The sequence below is a fragment of the Parabacteroides caeci genome (assembly GCF_023656795.1).
Lineage (GTDB): Bacteria > Bacteroidota > Bacteroidia > Bacteroidales > Tannerellaceae > Parabacteroides > Parabacteroides segnis.
The window spans coordinates 32,074-45,954 of sequence record NZ_JAMOKT010000015.1 but is presented as its reverse complement, the minus strand read 5'-3'; the positions used below and the strand labels follow the sequence as shown (position 1 = coordinate 45,954).

Genomic DNA, 13,881 nt, shown 5'->3' with positions numbered 1-13,881 from the left:
AAATCTTATATCCAATGAAACTGAAAATAACTCTTCTTTTATTAGGTTGTAACTTCTTGCTGTATTCACAAAACAATATACTGGATACGATGCTGCCGGAGGACACGTCCTTTTTTGCCGGAAAAAAAGAATTGCTTACGGCGACATGGCATGAGCCGTTCAGCTACAGCAGCATAAAAAGCAATCAGGCGCCCCTTGGCCCTTATATGGGAAATGGAGACGTAGGAGTTGTAGCATTTACATCGGATAATAGTCAAACATTAAAAATATCGAAAGTCGATTTTGTTACGGATGGTTGGACTGACTGGGCTGGTAGCGGGCCTGCCGCTTTACCCGTTGGAGGGGTGACTGTCACAGTCAATTCTCCGGTTTGTTCGGGTTTTACCACGGTCAACCATCCTGATCCGTCCGCATTTTGTTACCAGATGGATCAGTTGAACAGTGAATTGCGCATGACAACTGCCACCGCCCAACAGGTGAAGATGACCAGTTGGATGAGTATGGAGGAAAATGTGATCATAACCGAACTGACAAACCCTTCGAATACACCGGTCAGCATCTCGGTGGATACGTATGCCGACAGCCGGTCGGCAGCTTATGCCACAACGGCCGACGTGGAGGGGACGGTCGCCCGGGTGTCGCGTCAGACAAAGACGGAAAAGGTCAGATGGATTTCCCAGGCCGGTATATCCACCCGGATTGTGGGGACGGGAGTTGCCAAGCCGGAACGCCTTTCCGGGGCGATGATCCGCACGACTTTCCAATTGGCGGCATCCGATACAGTGTTTGTTGCCACGTATGTGTCCGGAGGTGGAAAAGGAAATGATCCGCAATTGTCCGCAGCAACCCGGCGGCTGTCCGGACTCGATAAAACAAGCATCGCCCGGTTGAAGGACGATAAAACCGCCTGGTGGAAAGATATGTGGACCCGTTCGTATGTAGAAACAAATGATGAGTTATTGAACCGCCATTATTTATCGTCCATTTACTTATTGGCTTCTGCCTATAACGAACATTCGCCTGTGTCCGGAGGTATGTACGGCGTGTGGAATATGGATGATAAAATGATGTATCATGGTGATATTCACCTGAACTATAACAGTCAGGCTGGATTCTACAGCGCGTTCTCAGCCAACCGTCCGGAAATAGTATTGCCATTTTATAAGACCATTGAACTGCTTATACCCGAAGGCAAACGGCGGGCTAAAGAAGAAATGGGAGTGATGCATCCCTCATGGGAAGGAAAATCTTGCCGGGGACTGCTTTTCCCTGTCGGTGCGTTGGGCATCGGAGTCTTTTATAATTACTATTGGCAGCAAACCATGAATGCTCCCTTTAATGTCCCTCTGTTCAGTTGGTATTATGAATATACCGGTGATATGGATTTCTTGCGTGATAAGGCTTATCCTTATATCCGGCTTTGTGGTGATTTTTATGAAGATTATATGCAGAAAGAAGCGTATGGAGATTCATATCGTTATACGATCACAACCGGAGGACACGAAAATTCTTGGGATTTGAATCCGCCTTCCGATTTAGCTTTTGTAGAACAAACGTTTAGCCTGTTACTCAAATACAGTAAACTGTTAGGGATAGACAAGGACCGCCGGAAAAAGTGGAATGACATTTTATCCCATCTTCCGGAGTATAAGGTAATAATGCCCACTAAAACGCCTAATCAAGGCCTTCCGGTCTATGCGAAGAATGAAGCCGGATGGGATTGGCCCAGCCATGCCATACAGATGCATTGTGCATATCCGTGTGAAGTGCTGAATTTGCATTCTGATTCTACCGCCTTGCAGATTGCCCGGAATACATTATATTATTACCAGGTTTCGCAAAAAGGATTTACCGAGACAATGAATGAACTGGGATTGAGCGCCTTTGTGATGGGGGCACGTGTCGGGATGGATCCGGATATATTGGTCGATAACATGAAGGCTTTGATAAAAACAGCTAAACCTAATTTCCTGATCATCGACGGACATCATTGCACGGAGAAAACAACTGTTATAGAAACAGTCAACTCTATGATGCTTCAGACGGTGGAGGATGTAATGTATTTTTTCCCTTGCTGGACTAACACGCCGGCTTCGTTTACCCGGCTGAGGGCTAAAGGAGCCTTCCTCGTTTCGGCCGGTTACGACGGAACGACGGTGTCCCGGTTGGAGATATTCAGTGAGAATGGCGGACAGTGCAAATTAAGCAATCCCTGGAAAGGTAAAGATATTCGGATTACCGAAAACGGTAAGGCCATATCTGTAAAAAGACAAAATGATGTATATTCATTTAAGACAAAAAAGGGGAGTACTTATGTCATAAGATGTTCCTGATTTTACCCTGAATAAATAAAATATAATATCAGATATATGAAAAATGCGATTATCATGTGTGCCTTCTGTCTTTTGGGAGGAAGTCATGCACACGTAACGGCTCAGGCTTCCTGGCTGCCGGCAGTAAAGAATACCGGCGCCCCCGTCCGGTTGTTGGAATGCAGTTACAACGAGGCGGAGTTGAAACAGTGTAAGGAAATAACTGCGGCTTCTGCCTGGGAAGTCCGTACGGAACAGACTGCGGTGAAAGATGGTAAAACGTATACCTTCACCTTTACCGCCAAACAGGATATGAAAGATGCCGGCGTAGCAGTCGCTTTCGACCAATATGGCTGGACGAGCGATAACTACGTGATGATTCCCTCTTCCGTGTACAATGGAAACCGGCAGCGTATCGTTAACCGTGCGTATGCGACCGGACTGGATAATACTGATTACCGCCGGAAAGACCTGGCACTGACCTCTAACCCTATTCCTCAATTGTCCCCGGAATATGGTGCCGGTTCCCGCCTGGAAGTGAATATAAGTAATACGGCTACTCCGGCTATCACGATCCTGGACCGGGCAAAACAAAAGGGTATATTCCTGTTGACCGACCAGGGTATAGACTGGAATAACCAGGTGCTGGACCATGCCCTGATCGTGGAGGAAACTCCCGACAGAAGTGTGGCTTCCTTTATAATCAGTGCTCCGGGGGTACGTGAACGGAAGCCTGAATTTATCGGTTTCAGCAAAAGTCCCGACCGGGGCGTACAGGTAAAGAAAGGCGATCAGATCGTTATCCGGGTAACGGAAGTGACTTTCCCTTGTAAAGATGTACCTGAACTGCTGGCTCGCTTCATGAAAGACCGTAAGTCGCATGCCGGCGGAGAAGCGCCCCGCAACCTGATGCCGATGAGTGAAGTGTTGACCCGTATGGTGAAAAATATCGATGACCGTTACTATATCGGCGACCAGTGGCAATACTATTGCCCGGAAAATGCCAACTGGATGTCGTACGGTTGGATAGGCGGCCTGATGAATACATATCCGATGCTGGCTTTGGGTGATGCGGAACATCTGCAAAAAGTGAAGAACACATTCGATTTCGCCTTGCCGCGTGCCAAAGGGAAAAGCGGATATTATTATGATGTGCTGGGAGCAGACGGAAAGCCTTTTTCCCGGGATGCCGCCGCCAATCATCCGGGAGTCGGACTGACCCGCAAGAACGGGGATATCCTGTATTGGATGGTTAAGCAGTTTATGCTGCTGAAAGAACAGGAAAAAGCCAATGCTATCGATCCTGAATGGGAAACCAATGTACGGCTCCTGGCGGATGCCTTCGTCAATACCTGGAAGAAACATGGGACATGGGGAAATTACCTGGACGTAGAATCCGGCGATATCGCTGTTTACAATACGACCAGTGGTGCCATGGCGGTGGCCGGCCTGGCATTGGCCTCCGGCTATTATAATAATCCGGATTATCTGAAGGTCGCTTGTGAAGCGGCAAAAGATTACTATGACAGTTTCGCATTGGTCGGTTTTACTTCCGGTGGTTGCGGTGATATCCTGCAAAATGCGGATTCGGAGACGGCAGTTGCTTTGATGACTTCCTTGATGACTTTGTATGAAGTAACCGGTAAGGAACAATATCTGAAACAGTCGGCCGACCTGGCAAACCTGTGTGCCACCTGGACTGTCTCTTTCCCTTACCGCTTGCCGGAGAATACTCCCCTGGCAAAGTTGGGGGCAAACCTGACCGGAGCCGTATGGGCCAGTACACAGAATAAGCATGGCGCTCCCGGTTTCTGCACCCAGTCCGGCGATGCCCTGTTCAAATTGTATCGTTCGACCGGCGATGCCTCGTATGCCGAACTGTTGCGTGATGTCATCCATGCGCACGCCGAAGGTATCCAGCCGAATGGAAAGATTACGGAACGCCTGACCTATTGCGATGCCGACAGCCGGGGTTCACGTGGCGACGGCGGACAGACGGGTTGGAACGAGACGAACGGTGCCCTGATGGCGTTGGAAATCCCCGGTATTTATGTGCGTACCGACCTCGGTTCGTTGTACATCTTCGACCATGTGGAAGCGAAAATAGTAAAGCAAAACAACAAGCAGATGGTTCTTCAAATTACAAATCCTACCGCCTATGATGCCACCGTAACAATCTTAGCCGAGAATGCGGAACAGGCTTCCCGCCCTCTGGGTGATAACGCTTTCCTGCAATGGAAAGACAAGGTGACGGTAAAGGCCGGTAAAACGGTAAACTATAAGATAGTGTTTTGAATTTATAGGGATGCGACAAGATGAAAAGGGTTGATATTTAGCTTGCCCCGCCCTTACAGGGCGGAAAGGCAGGAACGAGTTTTCATAAACCCAGGGTTAGAACCCTGGGCTGGTTTGTTAAAGCCTTACAGGCTTACATTGACACCGTAAGGGTGGTTCACGAACCGCCCCTACCAACAACGCTACATTCAAATTTGACAATAATTGAACCCAATATGAATCCAAACCAATATCTGAATTGCAAACAAATTAATTGAATAACTTATATGGATAATATGTGTAAGAAATGTATCTCTCTCCTGGCTGTATCCTTGACGCTTTTCGGTTGTACGACCGAAAAGACATGGGATTTCCGGACCGATTATTTCAGTATCGGCATTAATGACAAGGGGTATATCACGAGTATGAAGAATACGACTGTCTCCCCGAACCGCGAGTTCAGTCCTGCCGACAAACCCTCTCCGTTGCTGTCGCTCTATGACAGTGAAAAGAAAGTGTATTATACGCCCCAAAAGGCCGTTTATAATGCAGAGGCTGATTGTTTTACCCTTGAATACCCGAACGGTTCGGTAGCAACGATAACCCTGCAACCGGCCGATAAATATTTCAAACTGACCCTGAACAGTCTCGAGCCCCGGAATGGCATCGACTGCATCCAATGGGGTTCCTATTATACCAATATCGACAACCTGTTGGGCGAAATCATCGGAGTGGCCCGCGATACCAGCGATGTAGTCAATTACAGCATCGGTATGCTTGCCCTCAACGACAATACCATTGGCGGTACCGCTGATATAGAAGGGGATGCGGCTCCATTCCAATATATCATTCATACGCCCGACGCGAAACGTTTCCCGTTGCCGGATAGCCTGCATGAAGGACAGGTGTTTACACTGGGCGGAAACGGTATCAGCGACGTCGCTTTCTATGCCAATAAAGAACCTTATTACCGCATCATGTACGGAAATGCCGCGATGGTCGATAGCCTGGGACGTATCTTTTTGAATTATCAGTCGCGCGACCGTACGAAAAGTCGTCAGGTTCATTATTCCCTGATACCTAATATGCCGGCCAATATTCCGAACCATATCGATGTGGAACCGATTCCGGGAGTCGATTTTATCGGTTCTTCCATCGCCTTGTGGGGAAGTCCCGACAGCACGGCTTTGATGGACGTGATACAGAATATCGTCCTGTCCGAAGGACTGCCTCATCCGACTGTCAATGGAAAATGGATTAAAGATCCAGCCGCCTATTCGCCCGATGTTATGACCAGCGGAAACCAGTACGACAGCATCATTTCCTATACCGCCAAACTCGGTTTCCCGGCTATCCATGCCTACGACCAGGGTTTCTTGCGTCCCGACCGTGCCAATGAAGGTTATCTGGACGGCAGGAACCAGGAAAAGAAACCTTTCCGCTTTCACTCGGGTAACAAATCCCACCGTGAATTTGCCGACATGGCGGCCGCGAAAGGTATCATGCTGGGACGTGTCAATATAACGAATTCACTGGCACCGGGCACGAAGGATGCCAGCCCTGTCCCGAGCGATAGCCTGTGTTATCAGCAGAAACGCATCTTGATGAAAGACCTTTCCCCCGAAGATACCGTTATCATTGTGGACGATCCTACCTATCTGGAAGAAATAGCCAGCTGGGAAGGACATTGTGAAAATCTGAACATGGTAAAGATCGGCGGCGAACTGATTCATTACCTGGGTGTCTCCGAAACGGCCCCTTATACCTTGAAGAATGTGACCAGAGGCTATTGGGGAACCAAGCCAATCGCACATAAAGCGAATGATACCGTCTATAAATTGCAGGTAACCATCAATTACGGTTACGAAGGCATTATCCCGAATCTGGCCCTCCAGGACAAGATCGCCGAATATTATGCCGATGTATCCCATCTGTGCGGTTTGACCCTTTACGACTTCGACGGGCAGGAATTCCTGTTCAATAACGGTCACGGTTACTATTCCGCCAAACGCTTCTTCCGGAAAATGTTCGGTCGGGCGAAAGAGTTGGGAGTACCCTATATCCGTTTCTCCGGTGCCACTCTGTCGGAAGGTTCGTGGCATTACCAAAGTGTCTGGAATGTCGGTGGCGGACGTAACCTCTATGACATCGATACCCGCGAGTGGGGCAGTGCCACCAGTCAGGGAAAAGACTTGCGCGATGTTACTTATTCCAATTATTACCCGGTCTCTTTCGGTGGAAACTTTGCCATTAAAGATACCTCTACCGTTGAGCAGTATGAGCATGTTCAGGCAATCTCGGTCGGTTACGGGGCCACTTACTTCTTGGCGATCAACCAGAAAGATGTGGAAAGTTGTCCGCAGAAAGATCAGATATTTGCTGCGATCCGCACCTGGGAAGATGCCCGCCATGCCAACGCTTTCCCCCGTGCGATAAAGAAACTCCTGCGCGACCCGTCTTACGACTGGCGGTTGGAAGCTGGCACAGACGGTAACAGTTGGACGCTTCACCGGCTTGTCGATGGAAAAAGTGTGGAAACCTTTGACCTGAAACGGGCGAAAGGTTATTAAAATAGCACAGTAGTGTCACTAAGGATAGCATTATAGTGTTACATATAGTAGCTCTATAGTGCTGTGCATGGTGGCACTATTGTGTTATTTATCGTTTGAATCTTGAATCTTTTTAAATAATAATCTATGTATATTTCTTCATCATCTTTTAGCTATCGTCTGTTAAGCGGCTTGCTTTTCTGCCTGCTGATTGCCTGCCGGAATGAGGCAGGCAGTAATAATCAATATGTGAATAAATGGATTGGGACCGGTTTGGAAGGAAGGGTGGCTCCTGTAGCGTCTGTTCCGTTCGGGATGATGCAGATAGGAGCGGATACGCGTCCGTATGGTGCCGGCTATCATTATGACGATCCTTCTATCCTGGGCTTCAGCCATCTGCATAAAAGTGGCGGAGGATGTGCCGATTTTCTGGATATCTTATTTATGCCCTTACCTTTGAATAGCGGTATGACGGACGAAGAACTTTATTCAAAACAGTATCAGGCGGTATTATCCCATAAAGACGAGAAGGCCGAACCCGGATATTATTCTGTCGGTTTATATGATAAACAATTGACGGTTGAACTGACGGCTTCCCGACGCTGTGGCCTACAGCGGTATACGTATGCCTCTGAAGGTGAGATACCGGTGATTGTCGATTTAAAATATGGCTCGGAAAGTGCTTGTACCATACAAAGCGAGCATGATGTCGATACGGTGTATGCGTCGGCTTTTGAATGGATTGATCCGTATACCGTTCGTGGATATCGTTGCTCGAACGGATGGACGCCGGGGCAACAGGTTTATTTTTATTCCACCTTTTCTTCCCCTATTAAAGAGTGCGTTTTATATGTCGACGACCGGCGAATGGAAGGGATGACTTCGGCGGAAGGAACGAACATAAAGGCTTTATTGATTTTTGAGAGTAATACGGGCGAATTGGAGGTCCGGACGGCACTCTCTTCGGTGGATACACAGGGGGCTGCCAAGAATCTTTGGGCAGAGACAAAAAATAAAACATTTGATGCCATCCGCGAAGAGGCCGCCGGCAAGTGGCACGATGTGTTAGGACAGATAGAAATCGAAACGACAGACCGTAAGAAGAAAGAACTGTTTTATACTTCTTTACATAATGTGATGCTGTATCCGTTTTTATTTTCTGATGTGGATCATTGTTTCAGGGGACCGGATTGGCAGGTCCATCAGACGGACGGGTTCGATTATTACGGGGGAGTCATCGGTTTTTGGGATACGTTCCGGGCGGCCTGCCCGCTTCTTTCGGTGCTTCATCCGGAGGTGGCCGAAGACTATGTAAAAACGTTGTTGGAGCATTACAAATATGCCGGACAGTTGCCTATCTGGACGTTGTGGGGCATTGAGAATTATCAAATGACCGGAATACATTCGCTTCCCGTAATTACCAATGCTTATTTGAACGGTATTATCGGTTTCGATACGGAACTGGCTCTCAAAGCAATGACCGAATCGGCGATGAAGGATACATGCGGGTATTCGATGGGGTATTTCGTCGGATTGGAAAATTATAGGAAATACGGTTACGTCCCTTGTGATATGGAAATGGAATCGGTGGCCCGCACACTCGAATATGCTTTCGACGATAGGGCGTTGGCACGTTTTGCCGAACAGATAGGAAGAAGCGAAGAGGCCGCTTATTTCAATGAACAGTCTTTCAATTATAAAAATGTATTTGATACTGATATTTGCTTTGTCAGGGGAAAGACAAAAGAGGGTAAATGGCGTACACCTTTTGCTCCGTTGGCATCTTCGCATCGTAAGGATGATTATTGCGAGGGGAATGCCTGGCAGTGGTCTTTCTTTGTTCCTCACGATGTGGAAGGGTTGGCGGCTTTGATGGGCGGAAAGGAACGGCTGGCTGCCCGCCTGGATTCGCTTTTCACAATGTCTTCTGCATTGGAGGGCGACGATGTATCCGGTGATATCTCCGGCCTGATCGGACAATATGCCCATGGCAACGAACCCGGTCATCATACGATTTATATGTATAATAAAGTGGGGCAGCCATATAAAACCCAGAAGTATGTCAATCAGGTACTGACAACCTTGTATAATAATACGCCGGATGGCATATGCGGGAATGAAGATACGGGGCAGATGAGTGCCTGGTATGTCTTTAGTGCCTTAGGTTTCTATCCGATGGACCCGGTTTCCGGCCAATATGAGTTGGGAGCTCCTTTGTTTGAATATGCAAAGATCAAACTGCCTTCGGGTACGGATTTTATTATAAAGGCCAGGAATCTATCCGATAGCAATATCTATGTCGATAAAGTCTTTTTGAACGGGGAGGAATTGAAGCGAACCTATATTACTTTCGAAGAAGTATTGCAGGGAGGAGAACTGGTATTCGAAATGAAGGGAGAAGATATGATATAGATGTTGTTATGTATACAATAAATATGTGCGTTTTTATTGTTTATATGATTGATAGTCTGTATATTTGTGGCTGTAGATGCTTGAAAAACATAATAATAAGATGTAATTTGTACAAGAAGTATGAAAAGTTTGTTGCTAACCTTTTTGATTGCACCGTTATTGATCGGTTGCCAGGATACTCATCTGATAAAGGCAAAGATTGCCCAGTCCCCGAAAACCTTTTGTAACCCGGTCAACCTCAACTACCGGTTTATGAAAATAGATGGAGGTGAGGGGATTCGCGAAGCTGCCGACCCTGTTGTGGTGTCGTTTAAAGACAAATATTACCTGTTTGCCTCTAAGTCATCCGGCTACTGGTATTCCGAGGATTTTACAGATTGGAAACATGTCTTCATCACCGATTCCGTGTTGCCGATAGAGGATTATGCACCGGGGCTTTTTATACATAAAGACCATCTCTATTATGTCGGTTCTACGCATGGAAAAGGCATGTTGTACCGTTCGGCTGCACCGGAAACGGGAGAGTGGGAACCGGTGAAGGAAATCTGGTCTTACTGGGACCCCGCTTTTTATGTGGAAGGGGATAATCTCTATATGTACTACGGCTGTTCGCCCGTAGACCCTATCTATGCACAGGTTTTGGACCTGAACACCCTGGAGGCCCGGACAGAAGTGATTACTTGTTTCAACAGTAATAAAGAAGAATATGGCTGGGAACGGACAGGCGAACACAACGAATTGCCCCGCCGCCCTTATATCGAAGGAGCCTGGATGACGGCTCATCAGGGGAAATATTATTTACAATATGCCGCTCCCGGAACCGAATGGAAATCGTATGCCGACGGAACGTATGTCAGCGACTCTCCCTCGGGCCCTTTTACCTATATGGAAAACAGTCCGGTCTCTTATAAGCCGACAGGCTTTATCGGGGGAGCCGGGCATGGTTGTATGTTTACCGTAGGCAACGAAAACTACTGGAAGGCGGCGACCAATTCTATTTCCGTCCGGCATATGTTCGAACGGCGTGTCTCTTTCTATCCGGCTGGTTTCGACAAAGACGGCTATCTCTATACGGATACTTATCTCGGTGACTATCCGATGTTTTTACCTACGGGAAAAAGACAGGCTTCCGGCAGCAACCAACCCGGTTGGATGCTGCTTTCTTACGGCAAGACGGTTACTGCTTCCTCTACGCTGGATGGTTTTCCGGCAGGGAACATCGTGGATGAGGATTCGCGTACGGCCTGGGTTGCCGCTACCAACAACGATACGGAATGGTTGCAGGTGGATTTGCAACATCTTTCGTCTGTCAATGCCATTCAGGTCAATTTCGATGAATATGGGGCCAAACAGAAGGGCTTCGTTCCGGGTGTTTACCAGAGTTATGTGATTTATGCCTCGGTGAATGGGGAGGACTGGTATCCGGTAGTGGATTACAGCACGAAAAAGACGGATACCCCGCACGATTATATCGAGTTTGAAGAACCGTTTAAAGCCCGCTATATCAAACTACAGAATAAGGAATATACCGTATCGTCCAACCTCTCGGTCCGCGATTTGAGGATATTCGGTAACGGCTTGGGCAGCAAACCCCGTCCGGTGAACGGCTTTACGGTTAAGCGGAATGAAGAAGACCCGTGTAAAGTCAGCCTGGCCTGGAACGAAGTGCCGCATGCCCAGGGGTATATTGTCCGTTATGGCATTGCCGAAGACAAGCTATATAGTAATTTCCAGGTGATGGGAGAGACTTCGCTGGAGATCGGCAGCCTGAATAAAGGAGTTACTTATTATTTCACGATAGATACTTATAACGAAAACGGTATTACCCGGACCGAACAGGTGGAGGTCTGCCGTTAATCCATTTAAGAAACAATAGATCAGAGAAATGAAAAGATTGATTTTTACAGTGATGTTATTACTCCCCTGCCTCTGGCTGGGTGCCCAGTCACAGCGGGAGAGAGAGTTGTTGAATCAGGATTGGCTTTTTGCTAAAGGGCATGCGGCCAATCCGGAGAAGGATTTTAATTACGGGCAGGCATTGTCGTTCTCTAAGATTGCCTTTTTGCAGGAGTCGACTATGCTGGATGCAGACCAGGAATCACGTTTGGCTATTCCTCATACGCAACGGTTTGACGATAGCAAGTGGGAGAAGATCTCTTTGCCTCATGACTGGGGGATGGCTTTGGGATATAGCCAAGAGCAATTCAAGATGAAAGGATACCGCAAGTTGGGCGGACGTGCACCCGAAAACAGTGTGGGCTGGTATCGGAAACGGTTTACTCCCGAGTTGGTAAAAGGGGATCGGTATACGCTGGAGTTTGAGGGTATCTTCCGTGATGCACAGGTATGGATGAACGGTGTCTATTTAGGACGCGGTGAGAGCGGTTATGTACCTTTGGTCTTCGATGTAACGGAATGCCTGAATTATGAAAAGGATGCGGAAAATGTGATTTCCGTCCGTGTAGATGCGACTCATTCCGAATTATGGTCGTACGAAGGTGCCGGCATTTATCGGAATGTATGGTTGACTCGCACGGCTCCTGTGCATATTCCGCAATGGGGGACGTTTGTCACCAGCGAAGTGGATCTGCAAAAGAAGGAAGCCCGTGTGAAGGCACAGATAGAAGTGACGAACCAAAGTGGTAAATCGGTCGATCTTATTGTGCAAAACAGTATAATCGACTGTCAAGGGAAAGAAGTAAACAAATCTGGTACAACCCTTACCGTACCCTCGTTGGAAACGAAAGAGGTGGAAACATACATGGATGTACGGCAGGTTGACTTATGGTCGTTGAAGACTCCGACGCTTTATACGTTGCATACTGATATTTTGTTGGATGGGGCAGTGGTCGATAGCTACGATACCTCTTTCGGTATCCGTGACATCCGTTTCGATGCCAACGAAGGTTTCTTCCTCAATGGCGAACGAGTACAGATTCAGGGGGTATGCTGCCACCAAGACCATGCCGGTGTGGGGATTGCTGTTCCGGACCAGCTGAATGCGTGGCGAATCGCCCGTCTGAAAGAGTATGGAGTAAATGCATACCGCGCTTCCCATAATCCTCCGACGGAATCTGTCTTGAATGCTTGCGACACGCTGGGTATGCTGGTCATGGATGAACTGCGTGTATTGAGCTCCAGTGATGAAGGTCTGAGCCAGCTGAAGACAATCATTCGTCGCGACAGGAATCATCCGTCTGTTATCATTTGGTGTTTGGGAAACGAAGAACCTGCCATACAGGGAACAGAGAAGGGGCGTATGATTGTTGAGCGCATGAAAGCCGTTCAGCGCAAACTGGATCCTACTCGTCCGTGCACGGCTGCCATGAACGGTAGTTGGGGGGAAGGTTTTACCTATGCCGTAGATGTACAAGGTTCTAATTATTATAAAATAGGCAATATCGACGCAGTTCATGAAAAGTTCCCGAATCTGCCTTGTATCTTCACCGAAGAGGCAAGTACGGTGATGACGCGTGGTATTTATGAGACTGATGCGAAGAAGGGTTTCCATCAGGCTTACGATCGTGATGTTCCGGGATGGGGAGCACGTGCACAGGAATGGATGCGTTATGTCGATGCACGCAAGTTTGTTGCCGGTGCTTTCGTATGGACCGGATTCGATTATGGAGGCGAGGCGCAGTTACATTTCTGGCCGGGTGTAGTTTCTCATTTCGGCATATTAGACTATTGCGGCTTCCCGAAAGATGCATTCTGGTATTACAAGGCTTGGTGGACGGAAGAACCGGTGTTGCATGTGCTTCCTCATTGGAATGGAATCGGTACGGATTCGGTCGATGTACATCTGTATACCAATATGGATGAGGTGGAATTGTTCCTGAATGGCAAAAGCCTGGGTAAAAAGACGGTTGAAAAGTTCGATATTCCTGCTTGGCGTGTTAAATATACCCCGGGTAAGCTGTTGGCCAAAGGGAAGAAGAACGGAAAGAAATACACCGAGTTGGTGGAAACTACCGGAAATCCGGCTTCCCTGCAACTGGTCAGTGAAAACGGTACTTCTATCCAGGGTGATGGTAACGACGTTGCTATCATTACCGTAAAAGTGTTGGATGCCAAAGGACGTGTAGTACCTACTGCTGAAAACGGAATTCATTTCGATGTCCGTAACGGCAAGATTCTGGGAGTGGGTAATGGTAATCCTTGTAGTCAGGAACCGGATGTCTTCCCTGCCGGAAGCGATGTACACCGGAATGCATTTAACGGCTATGCCCAGGTACTTGTCACCAGTGACCGTTCCGGACAACCGATCGAATTGACTGCTGTATCGGAAGGGTTGAAAGAGAGTAAGATTATTGTAGAAGTAACCAAATAAAATA

General features: G+C 47.8%; 6 protein-coding genes. All 6 read left to right on the top strand.

Translation table 11 applies throughout. The features are described from left to right. Positions 1 to 14 precede the first annotated feature (14 nt). Positions 15 to 2,333, top strand: coding sequence for a glycosyl hydrolase family 95 catalytic domain-containing protein (locus NBH15_RS09955; RefSeq protein ID WP_250822585.1), 2,319 nt, complete (start codon positions 15 to 17; stop codon positions 2,331 to 2,333). 36 nt (positions 2,334 to 2,369) lie between these two features. After that, the gene (locus NBH15_RS09950; RefSeq protein WP_128133079.1) at positions 2,370 to 4,607 is read left to right on the top strand and encodes a hypothetical protein; all 2,238 of its coding nucleotides are present in this window, start codon (positions 2,370 to 2,372) and stop codon (positions 4,605 to 4,607) included. A gap of 266 nt (positions 4,608 to 4,873) precedes the next feature. Beyond that, a complete protein-coding gene (locus NBH15_RS09945; protein ID WP_250822584.1) occupies positions 4,874 to 7,156 on the top strand; it encodes a hypothetical protein in 2,283 nt (760 codons plus the stop codon). Between the two features lie 126 nt (positions 7,157 to 7,282). After that, positions 7,283 to 9,547 carry a GH92 family glycosyl hydrolase gene (locus NBH15_RS09940; RefSeq protein ID WP_128133078.1) on the top strand — a complete coding sequence of 755 codons (2,265 nt, stop codon included), beginning with the start codon at positions 7,283 to 7,285 and terminating at the stop codon, positions 9,545 to 9,547. A gap of 120 nt (positions 9,548 to 9,667) precedes the next feature. Beyond that, the gene (locus tag NBH15_RS09935) at positions 9,668 to 11,404 is read left to right on the top strand and encodes a discoidin domain-containing protein (RefSeq protein ID WP_128133077.1); all 1,737 of its coding nucleotides are present in this window, start codon (positions 9,668 to 9,670) and stop codon (positions 11,402 to 11,404) included. A gap of 28 nt (positions 11,405 to 11,432) precedes the next feature. Further along, positions 11,433 to 13,877, top strand: coding sequence for a beta-galactosidase GalA (gene galA / locus NBH15_RS09930; protein ID WP_186959026.1), 2,445 nt, complete (start codon positions 11,433 to 11,435; stop codon positions 13,875 to 13,877). The last annotated feature ends 4 nt before the right edge of the window (positions 13,878 to 13,881 follow it).

Excerpts from the sequence above, each read along its gene's own strand:
- NBH15_RS09955 (WP_250822585.1), top strand. The coding sequence starts at position 15 with ATGAAACTGAAAATAACTCTTCTTTTATTAGGTTGTAACTTCTTGCTG.
- NBH15_RS09935 (WP_128133077.1), top strand. The coding sequence starts at position 9,668 with ATGAAAAGTTTGTTGCTAACCTTTTTGATTGCACCGTTATTGATCGGT.
- NBH15_RS09945 (WP_250822584.1), top strand. The coding sequence starts at position 4,874 with ATGGATAATATGTGTAAGAAATGTATCTCTCTCCTGGCTGTATCCTTG.
- NBH15_RS09940 (WP_128133078.1), top strand. The coding sequence starts at position 7,283 with ATGTATATTTCTTCATCATCTTTTAGCTATCGTCTGTTAAGCGGCTTG.
- NBH15_RS09950 (WP_128133079.1), top strand. The coding sequence starts at position 2,370 with ATGAAAAATGCGATTATCATGTGTGCCTTCTGTCTTTTGGGAGGAAGT.
- galA (WP_186959026.1), top strand. The coding sequence starts at position 11,433 with ATGAAAAGATTGATTTTTACAGTGATGTTATTACTCCCCTGCCTCTGG.